The organism is Paenibacillus sp. EKM10P (assembly GCF_011800655.1).
Taxonomy (GTDB): Bacteria; Bacillota; Bacilli; order Paenibacillales; family Paenibacillaceae; genus Paenibacillus; species Paenibacillus polymyxa.
The window spans coordinates 563537-582243 of sequence record NZ_JAALET010000001.1 but is presented as its reverse complement, the minus strand read 5'-3'; the positions used below and the strand labels follow the sequence as shown (position 1 = coordinate 582243).

Sequence of the window (18707 nt, the reverse complement as noted above, 5' to 3'; positions counted from 1 at the left end):
ATAAATACCATGTTGGTAATCTGAGTAGAATACGAAAATTCTACTCAGATTACCAATTATTTAATAATATAATTCTTACTTATGGAGAACACTGTTAAAGATCAATAGCCCCTGGTAAATCTGTTCTTTCCAATAATATATTAATTCGATACATATTAAATTGAGCAAAGTTTATTTTGCTATTTAACCAGCCCATGCGTGAATATGAATCATAGGAATCATGTAATTGTTTATTATACTCACTTATTGTAAAAGCATTGTTATAAAAGGTACTTTTAAATTCCTTAGCAGCATTATTGGGAATTTGGTCTCCTGTTGTCTCATCGCTCCAAATACCATCAAAAAATCTAGATGCACTAGTTCCGTTGTACAACTTACCTAGTGAAAGTATTTGTACTGTCATGTCAAGGCAACTTGATCCTATAAATGCATATCCGCTATTCTTGCCACTAAAGGGATAATCTTTCGCTAGGGATGCGGCCTTTTCAGAGCTTTTGCTAAAATCCCCCTTTATATAGGTGGATTTTGTATAACCTGATTTAGCAAACCCGGCCAATTTATTGTTTTCCAGTCCCCATTTATTTAAATTTTCCAAGCTTTTTAAAGCTTTAGAATCTTTGATCTGCTCATACTGTACATTTTTATCTCCCCAATAAAAATAAGACCAAATTTTATTTTTATCCTGAATCAATGCTGAAGTATGCCCCAATCCAACTGCAAGATCAGGATTTGTAATAATAATCGCATCATGCCCATTTGGGTCAACATAGCTCAACGGATTATTTTTCACATACGTATATAAGTTCAAACTCAATGTATCATTAATCTCGCCCTCATACGTATCCTCATTAATAAATCTTCCACTATCAGGATCATACCATCTGGCACGAAGGTATTGTAATTCCGTTGTATCATCCCATAATTCGCCTGAATACCGGAATGGGTTGTGAACTTTTTCTTCCTTGACCTCTTCATTGCCCCAGATATCATATTGATATTGATTCAGCAAGGATCCGGAGGAATCCCTGATTTCAATAATATCTCCGTGACCATTATAGACAGGATAGGCTTCCGTTTGATCCGCATAGGCTATAGCGTCTAATTTTAGCCCTCGAATATAATTAGCTTTTAAAACAGGCTTTCCATTTTCAATCGTAGCTTCTGCTATGATTTGGGCGCTGTTTCCATCGTAGTAGTATCGGGTATGAACGCCATCCTGTACACGGTCTGTCAGCAACCCATCACCATTGTATCGGTACTCTACAAGTTTTCCGTCAACCTTGACTTGAGTCAATCGGTTCTGATCGTCAAAACTGTTCTCACGCGGTTTGGTATGTGGAGTTCTCTCCGTTTCCATCGTAAGACGGTTCCCTCTGGCATCATACGAATAAGCATCCTGATTTTCGGTGGAGGTAGCAATCCGATTCAGCTTATCATACGTAAATAAATCCTCTATACCATTTTGAGTACGTTTCGTAATATTCTTACCTGGATCGTAGCTATATTGAAAGCTGTTCGTTTCCGCATCAGATCGTGTGTGCTTTAATTCAACTAACTCAATCCCGTTATATTTGTTTTGCTGGCGATAATTATTTGCAGATACTGTTGAATCCAGTAATCCATTTTTGGTGTAGGAATATTCCGAAATAGGCTTATCTTTTGTGATGCCTACGGTCTTCAATCTGTTCAATTGATCATACGTATAGTTTACTTGCTCGCCAAATGGTCCTGTCATTTCGGTTCGATTTCCATTAGCATCATACTGATTAGAAAGCTTTAGACCATCCGGGTAAGACAAGGTGTTTAGTTGCTCCGTATATGGATCATACGCATAGGATGTTGTACCCGTCTGATCTGTCATACTTAAGCGTTTGCCCGCAGCATCGTATACATAGCTGACCGTTTCATCTTTTCCTACACGCGACTTTAATCGATTACGGCTATCATATTCAAATGAAGTGACGTTCCCATTGCGGTCTGTTTTCTTGGATAAGTTCCCATTGGTATCAAAATAACGCTTCTCAACCTGGTTTTCCTCATCTTTAGTTTGAATTACTCTACCCAGTTCATCATACGCCTTCACCTTGGCATGACCATCCGGATACGTAATTTGAGTGAGATTACCTAGCATGTTGTAAGTATACTTCGTCGTCTCACCGTTTGGCTCCGTCACAGATGTTTGATTACCCAAGGCATTATAAGAAAATTGAGTCTCATTACCATTGGCATCGGTTTGTTTTAAAATCTGGTCGTTTACAGCATCATACTCTACTTTGGAAGTTATTTTTTCAATACCGTCCATTGCCGATTTTTCTTTGTTTTGCACCAGACGATTCCATTTATCGTAGATTTGAATTTGTTCATTAAGCTCGCCATCTCGTTGAGTTACTTGACGAAGAGCATCATTATACTCGACTACTGCTTGTGATCCGTCCGCGTAGGCTGTTGACGTTGTCCGGCTCCAAGCGTCATAGCCATAACGCGTCAGGTGCCCAAGCGCATCTTCACTGGATACTAATCTGCCGTTAGCGTCATAAGCTGATTTAGACTTGATCACATAATCGTTACCTTCATACAGGCCTGACTCGATATTCCAACCCAAAGCATTGTAACGTGTTTTTGTTCGTATGCCCAGCTCATTCGTAACCGTTACGGTGTTCTCAAGATCATCGTAGGCTGCTCGAATGCTTTTACCATCCGGATAAGTTACAGCTTTTACGCGATCAAGATCATCATATTGATACTCAGTTTTCTGACCTTTCCCATCCAGCGAGGAAGTGATTAAACCAGTTGATTTATCATACTCTGACTGAATGGTTACCGTAGATTTTTCTCCATCAATATTTGTAACCTCAACACTTTGTTTCGTAGGAAAAGCATGATCATAGCCACTGCTGTATTCCGTGGTTGTAGTCACGGACTTGTTACCGTTGGCAATCGTCTGAATCGTTGTATTTCCGTAAGCATCAATACCTGAATAATTTACTTTTTGTAGTAGTTCTCCCCCAGAATGATCCTTTGAGACGACGACCTGTGTTACTTTCCCTTGTGGGTTTCGAGTGTACTCTGTAACTCCAGTGCTATTAGAATCAATCGGTTCTGTAACGGTTTTAATCCTATGCTTGTCGTCATACGTATACGCAGTTTGTGAACCTTTTTCATCCACTGAGCTTGTCATATTACCGTAATCATCATATTCAGCAGCAGTTGTCAAAACGTCTCCATTTTGATTATTGCTGGACGAGGTGCGGGTTGGAACAGGTACCGTATAAGCTTTGCCTGTCACCTGCTTGCCGTATTGATAAGCTGTACTCTTTTCAGAATCCCCTGCTTTAACCACAGATTGATCCAAGTAATACTGTGGTGGCGTTTCTGCACTAATAAACTTTTTAGTATAATTGAAGGTCGAACGAACTAATCCATTGTCTGTTACAGTAGAGAACGAAGTATCTTTTACATAGCTCTCACCCATATCGGAATTATAATGAATCGTTTCCCGATTATAGTTTTCGGTTTGATTGTTTTCATATGTGATTTGATCTACACGTGAGACTGCTCTATATGCTTCGTTTACCGAATTGGAGCCAATATAGCGTTTTACTGGCTGGTCTTCATAAGTATATAAAGTGGAAGCTCCAGTAGGATGAAATACCTTGGTTAACAAAGCGTATGGATTAGAGATTTGTCTCTCTGGATGTGACGCGCTCAAATTAAACTTGGCCGGTGCTAATGTATAGGAATATGTCGTTTTTCTGCCTGCGGCATCTGTCACTGAATCCAGTAATTCAACACCTTGTTCTGTATGTTTATGATAGACAACTGTGCGGTTTCCTTTAAACAAAGTAACATCTGTAGCCGTATATTGAATATCAATCGAGTTGCCGATCGCATCTTCTACCTTACTAAGCAATTTGCGTTTATAAGTAGCATTGAGTTCATAATTGAACTTTATCGTGTTATGATATGCATCTTCAATTTGTAGCAACTGCCCGTCTTTGGAGAAATATTGTTTTTTCGTTCCATCAACAGAAGTTAATACATTTGATGAATTTTCTCCATTAACTGTTACTGAAGTATCAGGAGTGAAGCTCAGTCCTTTCCAGTCGTAACTTTTTAGCTGGTCGCCCTCAATTTCATAGCTGCCACCATCCCCCAAGTGTATGTACTGCTTACTCTCCTTGGTTTCTACATAAGGTAAATTCCATGACCACCCCTTGCCAAGAGGGCTCAATTGATCTTCCATGGCAGGATAAGTACGGTTTTGAAAAATAAATGAAGGTTGATAGGCTACAATCTCAGCAAAAACGGTAGCATCCGCATCTGCTGCAATATAATATTTATTCCCATCGTCACCCGGAATTTCAGCCTGAGGATTGCTGTTGATTAAATCCCTATAATGCTCAGCCTCAGCAATCGTTGCGAACAGGGCTGTCTGTCGACGAACAGCCGTTTCGAGCCCCTCTGAAACAATCGTTTCAATTTGCGGTGAGCCTTCCATGGTAAAGGCTGTTCTTGTTCTTCCGCCTTTTCCATTACTAGTCCACTCGCTATAACCAATATCGCTTGTATAACCGGGCTTAGTAACGGTTCCGCTATAATCTTGCCTCCATTCTCGGGTATCATACCCTGGTTTTGAAACAGATCCTTTGTAATATTTAGTCCCTGATACATAGCATATAGAATTTGCTCTAGAACTATCATAACTTGGGCAAGTCGAAGAATAATAAGTATTGTAGGCATAAAGTGTCCCACTAAATCCATTAGCAGAAGAGTAAGACATTGAATTACCACAGTTTGTAATACTACTACCAGAATAGTACCCTTGTGAGTTGTAAGATCCCATACCAAAAAAACTACACGAATCAACTGCACCCATAGAAACAGGCTGAGATTCGCTCCCAGAAATAACATAAGGTGAACCACTTTGAGAAAGAGTCCCTTTAAATCCATGATGATCATATTTTATGGAACTAACAAAATCGCTTCTGGATTTACTTCTTCTATAATCTGTTTCTGTTCTGGATTCCGAAGGTGTAGTATAGGTTATTTTTTGTCCCGCCGCTTGACTAGCAGCCTCATAAGTTGTGTATGTGCCTATAACTTTTGTTTCCGGCTGAAGATTATAGGTATTCACATCAACATTACCATCACCGTCTGTGTCCTCTTGCATCCATCTTTTCTGCTGATAGGCTACCTTGTACGACTTGGTAACAGGTTTCATCATCGCCTTAAAGTAAACATAATAATTTTGCACAGCAGCACTGTTGTCAACAATTTCAGCGCCTTTGTCAAAAAATTGAGCCCGGTTCGTATCATATTGACGCGTCAAAGAAAAGCCAAGACCATTTCGTCCAGGCAGAGTTAAATCTGTATTTTTCAGCGATAAACTGCCTGATAAAGTGGATATCGATTCTTTATCGTCGCCAACAGAATAAGGTGCTTCATTAAAAGAAGATTTATTGTAAACAGGCGCTTCCTCTCTGATAGGTGGAAGCTGGGGCACATTAGCCATGAGATTTAGTTTCAGAAAATCCGTCTTATATACATCTTCAGTGACTTCGTTCGTAGGAGCAGGATCATCTGTTGGATAAACATCATCTGTAACATTATGAGAAATTAGGTTATCTAATGGAGCATCCGATAGCTTATTATATACGTCACTTGTTACAGTCTGTGACTGGTTTTCCTCTGAAGGAAATAACGAAGCTACTGCCTGCTCGTAGCTTATATGATCCTGTTCAGCCATATATAACGCTGTATAAATTTGATTTAATGAATAACCTTTTCTTAGTTGTTCCGAAAGAAAAGATGATGTGACTCCAAATCGGGCAGCCATTTGATCCGCCGAATATTGCGAACTATCATTTCCTGCACCGAACACATTTGGAGGAACAATGCCGCTAATTGTACTGAAAATAAATGTGATAATCATAATTATTGCTATATGACGTCTTATTGTTCTAAATCGCAAGTTCTTCTCTCCATTCCCGACTTAAAATTGAGTTACATACATATCATTTATTGAGATTTGTTCACTTTTATAATCTGTATCAAGTTACCATTAGGATCATATTGATATTGGAAAACCACCTGGCCATCCTGTTCAATATACTCGAGTCTTCCATTAGCATCATAAATATATTTATACTTTCTGGATAATCCGCTTTTAACACTATTGCTAAACTCTGAATAGTTACCAGCCGCATCCTTGGCTTTTACTGCAAACATATATATTTTCTGAGGTTCTAATTGGTCGACTTGAAAGGTTAATTCCTTGGTGCTGCCTATCATCTGACCATTACGATAAACATCATAGCTAACGACTCCAACATCATCGGTAGATGCTCCCCAAGTTAGAATAATGCTGTTCGGCATAGGTCTGGAGCCTGCTAACTTCTTAGGTTTGGAAGGGCTTGTTATATCCTTGGGCAAATCGTCAATAGCTGGTATACGATCCAATCGTCCGTTAAGCTGTGCTTTGTCTGAATCATTTAGATTTATCACTAGAGCTCGTGCCATATTAATCTCCGTTTGTAATTTTGAAGATTCTGCTTTTTCAACTGCCTGTGTAGCTGTCGTTAATTGTTCAGTATAGGCAGCTTTCGTATCAATGCTTCTCTGTATTGCTACTACTCTTTCAACGAGCTTTCCTTTATCTGGGTCACGTAGCTTATTTATTAGCTCTACAGCTGCATTTACATCATTTTGTAATTGGGTTGTCTCGGCTTGGACCACCGCTGCTGTAGCTTTGGCTAATTGTTCTACATATCTGGTATCCAAAACTTTTACAACAAAATTCTGCGATACAGACTTACCTAACGGGTCTGTGGCTGTTATTGTTATCGTCGATTCTCCCGAGCTTTGAGGTTGCAAATTCAGTATCGAGGTATTTCCTTTTGAGTCCTTAGCCAATTGATGTATAACAACAGATGAATTAGAATTCGCAACAGAATATCGAAGTTGCTGCTGATCAGGATCCGCAAAGTATTCAGATAAATCCCTAACTGGAGCTCCCTCATCCATTTCAATCTTGGTAGCTGGAATACCCTTAATCATTACTGGCGCTCTATTAATCAAATTAATGACCGATTCTGTGACTTGCGAAACATTTCCAGCAATATCTGTTGCCCGTGCCTGTATATGCGTTCCATACTCATTAATATCAATGGGAGAGTTGTACACTTTCCATTCGCTTTGATTGACACGGTATTCCCTTGTTGATGCATCAGAAGGATAGTTGATTGTCACTTTTATATTATTTGCTATTTCATTCGCAGGGCTATGATTGAATGACGGTGGGGCAGGAGGTATTCTATCAATATTGTTGATCACCAATGAGTTTTCAGCGCTTATATTCCCGTAATTATCTGTACAACGAGCAAAAATGGTCGTGTTGTCGGATACTTGAAATGGGCTACTATATGGGGTCCACGTACCGTTCGCACCAATTTTATATTCTCGTTTATAATTACTAGGTACTCCATCCAATTGGATAAAGACATTTTGATTCGTCGTCCCTGTAATATTGGAACTTATATGTGGACTGGCTGGAGTGGTTAAGACAACCCCTGAGTACGTAAAACTTCCCGAGGATTTGGCTCCATTATTCTCATTAATATAAAAGTAGTAGACTGTTATTGCATTATTGGAAGATGCAGAAGCACTGTAAAGTTTAGCCGATAATGCAGCCCCAAGATCCTTAGAATAGATGACAACATTGTTGCGAGTCAGGCTTATGTAATAAGAATTCGCCTGTACATGTACAATCGAACCATCCGACAACGTTACAGTTTCATGGGTAGATGATGGTTCTGAAGGCGTTGGCTTTTCTTCAGGAGGTCCAATTGATCCTCCCCGGTCTGGTGGTGGATAAAAGTCTGGTATCCCACCCGTAAATGCTGCTGACACTACTGCTTGAGGAAGCACAGCTACGCTCCATGGAGATAAAAAAACAAATAAACCAAGCATTGTTAAAATGAATGGCCTAGCAGTCTTTCCCTTCCCTCGCTGCCTCACTTCGTTTATAAAAAATTTCATTTTTAAAATCATCCCCTTGTATATAGTGATAATGCCTAGTTAGAAGAATATTAAAAATAAAAACAATTTATAAATAAACCACATTCCGCCTTCTTTCCAAAAAATATATTTTGATTTACATATGATAACAATGTCGTATTAAATTTGTATATAGCGAAGATTGTCGAAATTAAGAAAAGTATATAAATATTTATAAATTGCCATAAATTATGTTTAAAATAATAACCTTCTTTTTTATACATTATATAAATTTGAATAGTGAAAAACGTCCTCACACTCATCCCATCCATTGATTTAAAATAAACAAAATGTTATATTGTCTATAAAATAATCGTCATTCAATTGAGGTGTTTGCTAAAATGGACCATTCCGAACTATTCTGGAATGCTGGTATCGAAGAACTGAAGCGTGGATATATTCGCCAAGGGGAGCAGGTAATTTGCCTCTTGGACGGACAACGATATGAACAAGGCATCATATATCAGGATCAAGGGGTATTTTATGACGCGGAACGGTATATGCGTCTTCACATTGAGCGGACGTACGGTTCGGTCTTTGACTATTTGATCGGTCTGGACAAAAAGCTGACCGGACTGACGGATCACCAGAATCGGTTACTTCAGTTATTTTATCAAGGCATGGGCGATGCGGACATTCAAAAGGAAACCGGAATCGGCAGCGCATCCACCATACGCAATCATCGCTTTGGTCTCAAGGAAAAAGAACGACAGGCCAAAGTATTTCTCACATTAATGGAACTGTTAAAGGAGAAAGACCATCACGCTCCCGCCATGGTAGACGTACCCGTACGAGCACGGATGGTAGATGAACGCTACAACATTACGGAAGACGAGAGGCAAAAGGTACTCACGAAGTATTTTCCGAAGGGTACAGACGGGCGCCTAAAGACCTTTAAAATGCAAGAAAAGCACAAGCTGATTGTGCTGCGTGAAATTGCAGACCGTTTTGTAAAGGGACAAATATATCATGAGAAAGATATCAATGCGATTTTACAGGAAGTATATGACGATTATGTCACGGTGCGAAGATATATGATTGAATACGGTCTATTGGATCGCAAACCGGATGGCAGTGAATATTGGTTGAAGGAATCTTGAAGCTAGGCGCTTATAAAATCAGCATTTTGCATAATTCGATTCTCGACGCTCGTAGGTACAATATATAGACGAACTAAAGCGTTTCGATCTATACATTGCTGATTTGAAAACGCTCTTGGGATTTATGCAAAATGCTCAAATAGGAGGATTGGACAATGGATCGAAGAAAAGAACTAGTTCAGCAATACATGGAGATGAAGACAGAGGCAGGAATCTATTGTATTCGCAATACACGCAATGGGAAAATTTTTGTCGCTTCCACGCCGAATTTAAAGTCGCTGAATGGACGGCGTTTTGAGCTGCAAATGGGTGGATTTAAGAACAAACCACTACAACAGGAATGGAATGAATATGGCGAAGATTCGTTTGAATTTGAAGTGCTGGACGTTTTGAAGAAAAAAGATTCGGAATTCTTTGATGTCAAAGATGCACTGGCAAAGCTGGAGCAGACCTGGCTTGATCGACTCCAGCCTTACGGAGACAAAGGATATTTATAAACTTACTGCTTTACGGGAAACTCCGTCCGAAGATAGCCAAAAACAACAGCGTCAACAAACTGACCTTTTTCATAGAAGTAATCTCTCAGGTGACCCTCTTTAGTAAAGCCACTTTTGAGCAGCAGCCGTCTGGAGCCTTCGTTATCTGGATCAATGAAGGCTTCTATACGGTGAACCTGCGGCAATTGAAAGCCATAATCCACTACCGCTCTCAACGCTTCTGTCATCAGCCCTTGTTGCCAATATTCCGGCGCCAGCTCATAGCCAATTTCAATACGAGAGTGCTCCTTCTGCCAGTTATGAAATCCAATTGTACCCACCACCTGCTCAGGAGCTTCTTTTAACGTAATTCCCCAACGAAAACCCGCTTGCTTCTCGTATCTGGTTAGCATGGAACGAATAAATTTCTCAGCTTGCTCTACCTCCGTAAAACTTTCCAAATCATAATATTTTGTGACCTCATCTCTGGAAAAATAGGCAAATACATCCCTCGCGTCTCCTAATGTAAGCTGTCTTAAACGAAGCCGATCGGTTTCCAGAATCGGAAACGTTTCCATTGTCATCATTCATCTCCTCCTTCACATTCACAGAACCTACCTTGTCAACCACCAGCCGATCCCCACCATCAATCCATTGATGAAGAATAATGCGATACATGCTCTCCACTTGTTGATTTTACTTGTTTGAAAAAAGCTGGTTACCGTACTACGGCACATAAACAATGTAAACAATAAATTCCAAATAATACGCATACCATATTTAACGTAGTATAGAGCAGGGCTTAGCTGCACACCACCTAACATTGGGGAGACATCGGGAATAAACAGAATTGCACACGCATAACGCATGGTCTCATATGTAAAATAAAATAATGCCAGCCACCAAGCCCACTTCTTACCGAACAACATACCAATACCGGCAGCCGTTCCTGCCAAGCCAAGCAACGCGATAAACCCTTGAAACATGCCTCTGCACATGCCTAATAACGTAGAAGCCTCATTTAGTGCATTGAGCGTCAATAGCTGTGTCACCAACAGGAGTGCTCCATTAAAAATTAGTAAAATAGCTGCAATGCTTACACCTAAAGGTCGTTCGAAAACCACGTTCGTTACATAATCTTCTACTTCTTTTTTCGTATACAAATCGGACACTTCTTCTACTCTCCTAACCCAATTATATACCTCCATTTTGCGGCGGGCATAATAACAGTGTGTTCTCGCCTCATTTCCATATATCGGCTTTTAGGAAAATATGGTTTAATCTTCCCTGAAAAATTCCGTTATCTATACAATAATTTATTATTCAGGGCAACTATGCTATCAAATTAACGTCATGGGAATCCCGATCATTAACAGAATCCCAAATAGAGTAATATCTATCCTTATACTACCATTCCAAGAGTGAATCTGACAAATGATTGATACTAGCACTTATGAATGTATACGCGTTATTTTCGTAGCTCTGTAACCTTTAGAGGACTCGATATACTCTACTTGATACCCCATTCGGGCATCCAAAAGCTCTTCCATGAATAGGAGACATGGACTGTAAATAAAGCTCCCTCCTGGCCGAATGGCTCTAAGCAATTCCATATATTTATGAGCGTACTCATGAATATTACCGTCTGTCTTCAGATGATGATGTATAAAATGATTGGAGAATGCCATATGTGAAACGATCGTTCCCCATGTACTTTCTTCATAAGTAGTCGCTAACCAATCTCCTCGGGTGATACAACCGTCTGTTTCAGCCAGCCGATCTGTTCCGTATGCCTCAATTCCATAGGCACGTAAATAAGTAACCAACCGTGCCTCTGATCCGCAGCCAACATCTAGAACAGGCTCTTGCAAACGAGCAATGTCTAATCCTAGCAGATTCGCTTGCAACTCCGGTGTATATTCCTCACAAGGTACCCAAAAGGTATATTCATTCTCTGCATACTTAGCGAACACTTCACGTCCATTGGTACGAGTTAAAAAATCTCTCAAATGCCTATAATGCTGCTGGAGCAGTAAGTCCAGAGTTGCCCCTGCTATAGACTTCTTTTGGAACAGCTTTTCAATCCGGGTGAAGAATCGATCATACAGCTCCGTAAGCTCCCTCGCATGATCTGTGTGAAAATGTAGATACTGATTGGTATTTACAAACTGGGACAGTATTTGGGCCGCTACATCCTTCACAAAAACATGATACGTATGCTGGCGCTTCAAGCTTTGAAGCATGAGGATCAGTTCCGAGCTTCGCTGCGTCAGCCAGTACGTGATTTCCGTTGATGGTCCTAACAGAACAGAGCCCTCGCGCATATAAAATAAACTCCGATGCTGATTATGCAGGAGTTGACCGTTGATAAGATTATGAAGTTGAGCTACTGTCATACTACTTCCTCCTTAAAGTCCAGAACATTAAAGCCCCACCCAAGCCTAAATCATGCTGGGTTTGGGTAGGGCCAGCTTATTTTCTGAGTATATCATGGTTATGGAAATTCGGTGCTATTGCAGATTCTCCGTCTTTACATTTGAGGATAAAGGAATATTCAAGTCACGAACCCCTTGGGCTACCAAGCGGGCTATTTGCTCCGCACCATACTCCTGAAAATGTGTATCATCCTTCACGCCATCAGGAAATGCAGGATACACACCTGGCTCCAAATGTAAAAACAGTGGAAGTGTTCCTTCCAGGCCTAGTGTATCATAGTAGGCTACACTCAATTGACTAAGATCGACCAGTGCAACACCCGTCTCTGATGCTGTTTCCTTCATCGCCTGCACATATTCCGGGAAACTGATCCGAAACGATGCACCTGCTGCATCATAATCGCGGCGGCCTACAGGAGTAATTAGCACAGGGACCGCACCGCGTTGGGTGGCTCCTTGGATGTACGTTTTCAAGTAAACTTTATAATCGGCAGGTGAAACATAGCGCTCCTGATTATTGATCGCGGCATCATTATGCCCAAACTGTATGAACAGATAATCTCCTGGACGGATATTCCGTAAAATATCATCTAACCGCCCTTGAACCAAAAAGGTCTTCGTGCTACGTCCACCAATAGAACGGTTCACAAAAATAGTCTCATTTGTAAAAAACGGAGCAATCATTTGCCCCCAGCCCGCCTGAGGCTTCATCGAGGATTTGTAGGTTTGAACCGTAGAATCTCCCGCAAGGTATACGGAAGGATGTTCTCCAGCCGTTCGAGCTTTATTGGGAGTGATAACCAAGGCGTTAATCTTCGCTTCATCTCCCGAAAAATACAATTCGAGCTGACCGTCGATGAGTGCTAGCTCAAACCCAGCCTCGACAAATTGTCCTGCTGTTTTGGCGGTACGCTCTACTTTAACAATGGATTCGGCTTTAACCGTAATATCCGTGTTTCCGGCAGTATCTCCGGCAATTAGAGAAAGCGTGTAATCCGCAGGTGGTAAATTGACGACAAAGGATGAGCCTTGAACACGCACAAAATCTGAGCGGATAGCATCACTTCCACCACGGTTCTCTTCATTTACCTTGGAAAGATCGGTAAATCCATAGCCACGCTCAGGCGTGTAAGCATCCTTAGCAGTGACCTGGGTGTAGCCGTCTGCTACATCCCCAGGGCCAAAATCAAAACGAAGAGGCGCTGCAAGCTGCTTTTCGGCTAATGCCTGCCCTGGAATAAGTATGGTTGCAAACAACAAGCTGAACCCTGCGCATAACCCAACCATCTTACCGAACAACCTGTGACGCTTTCTCTTTTGTTTCAAGCGCAACCCTCGCTTCTCAGATTATTTGAGTGGTTTGTCATCGTCTAACGTTTATTGATCCCCGCCAGCCTTTGGCAGCCTTGGTCCAGTGCCCAGGATATCATAATACCAACCGTGTACCTGATCAGATCCACGGTCAGAAACCCTTTGCCCAGCACTAGGCCGCCCAGGGTCGTCGCCCGGATGTGGTTAATCCAGGGAGCTTGGTACATTTGACTGAACTCAATAGCAAAGCAAAACAGCAAACTGCCCCAAAGGGCTACAGACAACCGACGATTCACCCACAACATTCTCAGCCCAAAATAAATCATGCACGCCCACAAGGCATCCCCAAAGTGATTGGCAACGAATGCAGGTAACCGGGTGGAGAAAGCTCTGCTTCCCAAGCCCAACAAGATCATGACCAGCACGGCAACCAGATACGCAGCGCGGGTCTTCCAGTGGAACTTTCCCTTTATTTCCCGATTAATTTCCCAATTGCTGCTCTTACGAAGTTTTCTCATACTAAACTACCTTTCCTGACACTGGAAATCTCCGCAATACTGCTGTAAACTTTGTCAATCCTTCTTTTGGGATAGCGCTTGCAAGATTGCTGAACCTTAAGCTGCTGTCATATTGTATGCACACCAACTTGTCTGTATTTTTCGTCATATCATGAATCATAATAAGCCCCCGCAATATCATACAATCGCTTGCTAAAATTCAACACCACGCACCTTGGCAAAAACCATTTGGTGTGCCATGCTTCCCTCTTCATCATACTCGACGTTTCTTAAAATTCCCTCCAGTGTAAAACCTGCCCGTTCTGCTACCTTGGCGCTGCGCGTGTTTCTAGAATCACAACGAATCTCCACCCGATTGGCATGCAAATGCTGTATGGCAAAATCCGTAATACCGTGCACGGCCTCGGTTATAATACCTTTTCCGGTCCATGATGTTCTGAGCCAATATCCAATTTCAAATCTTCGTGCATCCCAATCAATACGATGCAGACCGCTGCTGGCTACAAATTGTCCCGAAGCCGTATCAAATATATACAGCACCATGTCGGATCGATCCAGGAATTTAAGTCTGGCTTGGCGTGAACGGATTTCAGATTCCTCTACCGTAGGGAGATTTCTCGCAAAAGGAAGCCAGGGCCGCAGTTCATGTACACTCTCGCGTATCGCCTCATTGACCGCCGCACCATCGCCCCATTGTGGAGCGCGTATGGTCAATCGCCCTGTCTGGAATTGTTCAGGGAACGATAATAGAATGGGATTCGGTTGCTGCTCCATACTCATGATGCCCCCTCCTCCATATTCGATGGATAGCTGAGACGATCCAGCCAGCCAGTGATTTCACGTAGACTCCCAATCTGATGATCCGGTACAATGTCCATTTCATTCCACGTCATAAAGCCTTCCAGCCAGATGGTATGCAGCCCTGCACTTTGCGCACCACGAATATCATTCGTCGGATGATCGCCTACGTAACAGGCATGACCAGGTTCGGCAATGTCCAGCTCTTTCAGTGCCAACTCGAAAATACGAGGATTAGGCTTCTCGACGTTGACTCCGCCTGATACAATAATGGAATCCACATAATCTCTCAGCATCACTCGGTCAATCTTCGCCTGCTGTGTACGGAGTGAACCGTTGGTAATCATACCAAGCTTCAAGCCCCGAGACCGCAGTTCAGACAGCACTTCCTTCGCTCCGTCCATCAGTACCGTAAATTTATGAAATTCACCATACCAAAAGCCCAGCATCTCCTGTACTGTCGTATCGGGATTTTTCAGTTTCAGGTCTGCATGCAGCTCCGTATACAGCTCCCTTTTATCCCGGTAGCCGTCCTGATCTGCCAGACGCATTCGTTCAACGACCGCCGCACGGCTGGCCTGTTCTTCTGCCACAATAAATCGTTCTATAAAGCGCTCCGTATATGCCGCGAATGCCTGTTTGCGGTGAATCAGTGTATTATCCAGATCAAAAATAATGGCTTCTATAGACATAACAAGTTCCTTTCTGTCCGTAAATTTATACCGATCAGCTCGAAACAAATTGAATAACTCCGATCATAATAAGCAAGAAAAAAATGGACAGGAAAATGATGATCATGTACTTTAAGATTTTGCTGGAAGTCGACTTTTGTTCCAGTTTGGTCTCGATCTGGGTCAACCTTTCTTTGATTTCTTCCAAATCCTGCTCCAACTTCACCTTAGTCTCTCCTTCCTTTATCTCGACTTATTTAATTTCCTAACGATTCGGCGATTCAGCTACATAAATCACTCCAAAAGCGAACTGTTTTTACCGCCTCAAAATTAATCTGTTCGTAAGTCTTCTCCCCAAATTCCAGCTTGAAATACTCCTGCAAACTTTCTCCATACACGATAATATCCGTTTGATACACTGAAAATACCGGATTTCCTTCTTCACATGGCTGCTCTGGGATATATCGGTGACCATAGACGGGGATCAGCTTGGGCACGCGCAAAAACTCACGTTTACATATGTCCACGGCTTCCTGCAAATCTGTTGGTCTTTCTCCCCATTCGGAAGGCCAGAACATATTCTGTTCTACATCAAAAATCATACCTTCAAGCGGCCAATTCAGCCTTTGCCGAATGACACCCATCCGCTGTGGTGACGTATCTCTCCATGGGATGAAGCTTTTACCGACTGGAAGAACGTTCATCAGCAGCTCTCTTAAGTCGGGCGGAAATTGAATATCATACCTGTCTTCGACCTCAGTAATCTCCTGGGTGGATAAGCCTGGGGTTAAGGTTACATCGTCTTTACGTAATAAATCGATAATATAAGCGATATCCATCTTGGCTTGAACACCTCCATTCGCTGTCTGACTGCACCTTCTGATTGATTTCTAGCAGTTAGTCTAGCGGATTGGTCAAGAGGCCTACCAGACTTGTAACTTCAACTTCACCGACTCGGCGTGGGCCTTCCATAAAATATCCCCTGGTTCCTACATGTATCCGGTGTCGGTGTACCTTTTCCCTCATTTCTCCAAACAAAATCCACATTCTTGCCTGACCTTCCCGGTGAACCGGGTGCCTGGTATCCATGATCAATTGACCCTCTTCATCTTCAAACTCAGGATGTATTGCATAAATTCCCGTTGTTGTAATATCGTCGCCCTCATAGGAAAAATCGCAGCGATAACCCTGAATAGGCAGTTGTTTCCTGCCTCCTTCTTCCGGTGTGTAAAATCGATATTCTACTATAAAATCGTGCGGATGCTGCCTACTATGTTCATAGGGATTCCACATTTCATATCATCCCCTCTGGTCTTTCCCAAAAATATGTACTTCTTTCTAGTGTAATCCAATAGGAAAAGAAATCCAAGACCTATCCGCAAGGCGTTGCTGAATAAGCTTGGATGATATGAGAGTCTTTTTTTCAGAATATATGACTTTTATACTTGCTGTCCGTTCACCTGAATATCTACGTCTACCTGCTCTCCCAGCCAAGCCCGCATGCGATCCCACGAAAAAACCTGCTCCATGTGAAAAACACCATATGGAAGTTCTGAGCGATACAGAGCAAGCGCTGCAAAGACGGCGGCTTTAGCAGTTAAATCAGACTGATGATGTCCCCTTAGCCTGCATTCGACCCTCGTCTCCTTACCATTAAGAGTTCCTTTGGCGTCTACCTTGACCGCTACAGCATTTCCTCCAAAATGCACCTTGCCAAAGCTGCGAACTACTGCCTCACGAACCGTTGGCTGTCGGAGCAGACCTGATATTCCTATTGTCCGAAGCCCTGCCAGAAGCCGGGTGGTCAAACGCGAATCGAAGCACAGGCGTGTGCTGACCGTAGGAACATCAAGTGTACGTGGAAGTGTCTGTTGATCCGAAAAGGGAAACCGATACGCCCGATGACGACCCACTCCTGCACCAAAGTCTGCCACTATGCCGTCGGTAAAGCTTCTTCGAGTCACTGGGCGTCCCTGTTCTATCACCTCCAAGTCGGTATGAATCTGATCTACAGTCCACTCAATCGCAGCCTGACCGTGTCGATCACCCAAACCCAGCATCAATGATATGTTCAGTTCATCCGTCTGATCCATGAGCTGTGTCGCTTGCAATGCCAATAGATTAGTGAGCCCTGGAGCTAATCCTACACTTAGCAGCGCAGTGGCCTGATAAGCTCGGGCCTCCTGATGACACTGCTCCACCTGACTCAAAAAGGCCGCATTCGCAGTAATATCCATGTAATGCACCCCATGCTGAAGACAGGTGCGTACCAAGGCTGTATTGTCCTGATCCAGACACATAATAACCATTTTGGCTTGCTTTAATATCGACGAGTCCATCGGCTCATGAATATTAAGCTGCAAGGGTCGTATCTTGCCATTCGATTGTTGGCTGAATGCAGTGGCACGTTCCAGACTGCGGCCTGCGGCAAATACCTTGCCGGGGAACATTTCACTTAACTCTGTACATACAATTTTTCCAACATGGCCATACCCGCCAATAATGATGATGTTATCCTTTGTCATAAGCCGTCTCTCCCTCTTTAACCGCAAACCATGCATTTACTAAAAAAGCACCATAATACCGGGTGATGTGGGTAAAGCCTGCATCTATCAACAGTTCCTGAATTGCTGCATTGGACACCGGGTTTGACTCGCGACCGATGGAAGCAGCGAATCGCTCCCAATCCTCCAGTGAAATGCCCTGACTCAGCATATGACCTTTCCATGCCTGCATTTGGATGGAAAAAGAAGGCTCCTGCGGATTCCCATTAATAGAAGCTAGACAAAAAGGTGCACCCGGCTTGAGTCGAGCGGATATCTGGCGCAGCAATGCCTGTTTACTTTCCAAGCTCTGAAGAAAATGAAGCACCAGCAGGCAGGTAGCAGCGTCATAGACTGGTTCATCGGATAATTCTTCGCAGTACTTTTCGTGCTGTTCTTCAGGCGATTCTCCAGACAACTCTTCCAACGTGCCTGTAACAAATGATATTTGTGAACCGATGCCCGCTTGTGTCACACGTTGACGTGCCAAGTCCAGCATGTGCTCAGAGGGATCAACTGCCGTAAAGGACCATGCCTCATGCCGCCCTCCGAGCGTAATCAATTCCTGACCGCCCCCAGCTCCGACAATCAGCACGTGCGGATCGATATTCCTGTTATGAGCCTGCGCTTCAAGCTGTGCGGTTATCAAACAATCTGTCATCTCATACAGATGGGTATATCCAGGTATTTTTAAAGAAATCATATCCGCATATTTATGTACATTCGGATGATTCCAGCTCATAGGTTGATTTGAGTCGGTATTTCCAATATGGGGTTGTTTCATATATGCTCTCCTCCAA

General features: G+C 42.6%; 15 protein-coding genes and 1 pseudogene. 2 read left to right on the top strand and 14 right to left on the bottom strand.

Annotated features, from left to right (window positions below; genetic code table 11):
* Window positions 1-94: 94 nt before the first annotated feature.
* Both HFE01_RS02600 and HFE01_RS02595 read right to left on the bottom strand, forming a co-directional pair.
* A complete protein-coding gene (locus HFE01_RS02600) occupies window positions 95-5932 on the bottom strand; it encodes an RHS repeat-associated core domain-containing protein (RefSeq protein ID WP_243208120.1) in 5838 nt (1945 codons plus the stop codon).
* Between the two features lie 86 nt (window positions 5933-6018).
* On the bottom strand, window positions 6019-8037 hold the full coding sequence (locus HFE01_RS02595) for a hypothetical protein (RefSeq protein ID WP_017426617.1): 2019 nt from the start codon (window positions 8035-8037) through the stop codon (window positions 6019-6021).
* A gap of 359 nt (window positions 8038-8396) precedes the next feature.
* Between HFE01_RS02595 and HFE01_RS02590 the strand changes: the two genes are divergently transcribed.
* On the top strand, window positions 8397-9155 hold the full coding sequence (locus HFE01_RS02590) for a DUF2087 domain-containing protein (protein ID WP_017426616.1): 759 nt from the start codon (window positions 8397-8399) through the stop codon (window positions 9153-9155).
* A 155-nt stretch (window positions 9156-9310) separates the two neighbouring features.
* Window positions 9311-9652: a GIY-YIG nuclease family protein gene (locus HFE01_RS02585; protein ID WP_016820599.1), complete on the top strand. Its 342-nt coding sequence runs from the start codon at window positions 9311-9313 to the stop codon at window positions 9650-9652.
* A 2-nt stretch (window positions 9653-9654) separates the two neighbouring features.
* On the opposite strand, the gene HFE01_RS02580 is transcribed toward HFE01_RS02585, so the two are convergent.
* From HFE01_RS02580 to HFE01_RS02525, 12 genes and pseudogenes are all read right to left on the bottom strand, one after another.
* On the bottom strand, window positions 9655-10215 hold the full coding sequence (locus tag HFE01_RS02580) for a GNAT family N-acetyltransferase (protein ID WP_025364380.1): 561 nt from the start codon (window positions 10213-10215) through the stop codon (window positions 9655-9657).
* Window positions 10216-10245: 30 nt separating this feature from the next.
* On the bottom strand, window positions 10246-10803 hold the full coding sequence (locus tag HFE01_RS02575; protein WP_019686628.1) for a hypothetical protein: 558 nt from the start codon (window positions 10801-10803) through the stop codon (window positions 10246-10248).
* A 279-nt stretch (window positions 10804-11082) separates the two neighbouring features.
* The gene (locus HFE01_RS02570) at window positions 11083-12027 is read right to left on the bottom strand and encodes a class I SAM-dependent methyltransferase (protein WP_107733944.1); all 945 of its coding nucleotides are present in this window, start codon (window positions 12025-12027) and stop codon (window positions 11083-11085) included.
* A gap of 114 nt (window positions 12028-12141) precedes the next feature.
* Complete coding sequence (locus HFE01_RS02565; protein WP_107733945.1) at window positions 12142-13353, bottom strand: rhamnogalacturonan acetylesterase; 1212 nt, start codon at window positions 13351-13353, stop codon at window positions 12142-12144.
* Between the two features lie 60 nt (window positions 13354-13413).
* Window positions 13414-13895, bottom strand: a pseudogene (locus tag HFE01_RS02560) (ribosomal maturation YjgA family protein).
* Window positions 13896-14087: 192 nt separating this feature from the next.
* A complete protein-coding gene (locus HFE01_RS02555) occupies window positions 14088-14675 on the bottom strand; it encodes a GNAT family N-acetyltransferase (RefSeq protein WP_107733947.1) in 588 nt (195 codons plus the stop codon).
* Entirely contained in the window at window positions 14672-15385 is a 714-nt protein-coding gene (locus HFE01_RS02550) for an HAD family hydrolase (RefSeq protein ID WP_107734135.1), read from the bottom strand. The genes HFE01_RS02555 and HFE01_RS02550 overlap by 4 nt, the downstream gene beginning before the upstream one ends.
* Before the next feature lie 34 nt (window positions 15386-15419).
* Window positions 15420-15590: a hypothetical protein gene (locus HFE01_RS02545; protein WP_016820608.1), complete on the bottom strand. Its 171-nt coding sequence runs from the start codon at window positions 15588-15590 to the stop codon at window positions 15420-15422.
* A 55-nt stretch (window positions 15591-15645) separates the two neighbouring features.
* The gene (locus HFE01_RS02540; protein ID WP_107733948.1) at window positions 15646-16203 is read right to left on the bottom strand and encodes an SMI1/KNR4 family protein; all 558 of its coding nucleotides are present in this window, start codon (window positions 16201-16203) and stop codon (window positions 15646-15648) included.
* Window positions 16204-16261: 58 nt separating this feature from the next.
* Window positions 16262-16657 carry a hypothetical protein gene (locus HFE01_RS02535; RefSeq protein ID WP_013370043.1) on the bottom strand — a complete coding sequence of 132 codons (396 nt, stop codon included), beginning with the start codon at window positions 16655-16657 and terminating at the stop codon, window positions 16262-16264.
* 146 nt (window positions 16658-16803) lie between these two features.
* A complete protein-coding gene (locus HFE01_RS02530) occupies window positions 16804-17889 on the bottom strand; it encodes a saccharopine dehydrogenase family protein (protein ID WP_107733949.1) in 1086 nt (361 codons plus the stop codon).
* Window positions 17876-18691 carry a class I SAM-dependent methyltransferase gene (locus tag HFE01_RS02525; RefSeq protein WP_107733950.1) on the bottom strand — a complete coding sequence of 272 codons (816 nt, stop codon included), beginning with the start codon at window positions 18689-18691 and terminating at the stop codon, window positions 17876-17878. Before HFE01_RS02525 ends, HFE01_RS02530 begins: the two co-directional genes overlap by 14 nt.
* Between the last annotated feature and the right edge of the window lie 16 nt (window positions 18692-18707).

Coding starts and splice junctions, on each gene's coding strand:
- HFE01_RS02600 (WP_243208120.1), bottom strand. CDS start 5,932: ATGATTATCACATTTATTTTCAGTACAATTAGCGGCATTGTTCCTCCA.
- HFE01_RS02595 (WP_017426617.1), bottom strand. CDS start 8,037: ATGAAATTTTTTATAAACGAAGTGAGGCAGCGAGGGAAGGGAAAGACT.
- HFE01_RS02590 (WP_017426616.1), top strand. CDS start 8,397: ATGGACCATTCCGAACTATTCTGGAATGCTGGTATCGAAGAACTGAAG.
- HFE01_RS02585 (WP_016820599.1), top strand. CDS start 9,311: ATGGATCGAAGAAAAGAACTAGTTCAGCAATACATGGAGATGAAGACA.
- HFE01_RS02580 (WP_025364380.1), bottom strand. CDS start 10,215: ATGACAATGGAAACGTTTCCGATTCTGGAAACCGATCGGCTTCGTTTA.
- HFE01_RS02570 (WP_107733944.1), bottom strand. CDS start 12,027: ATGACAGTAGCTCAACTTCATAATCTTATCAACGGTCAACTCCTGCAT.
- HFE01_RS02565 (WP_107733945.1), bottom strand. CDS start 13,353: ATGGTTGGGTTATGCGCAGGGTTCAGCTTGTTGTTTGCAACCATACTT.
- HFE01_RS02555 (WP_107733947.1), bottom strand. CDS start 14,675: ATGAGTATGGAGCAGCAACCGAATCCCATTCTATTATCGTTCCCTGAA.
- HFE01_RS02550 (WP_107734135.1), bottom strand. CDS start 15,385: ATGTCTATAGAAGCCATTATTTTTGATCTGGATAATACACTGATTCAC.
- HFE01_RS02540 (WP_107733948.1), bottom strand. CDS start 16,203: ATGGATATCGCTTATATTATCGATTTATTACGTAAAGACGATGTAACC.
- HFE01_RS02535 (WP_013370043.1), bottom strand. CDS start 16,657: ATGTGGAATCCCTATGAACATAGTAGGCAGCATCCGCACGATTTTATA.
- HFE01_RS02530 (WP_107733949.1), bottom strand. CDS start 17,889: ATGACAAAGGATAACATCATCATTATTGGCGGGTATGGCCATGTTGGA.
- HFE01_RS02525 (WP_107733950.1), bottom strand. CDS start 18,691: ATGAAACAACCCCATATTGGAAATACCGACTCAAATCAACCTATGAGC.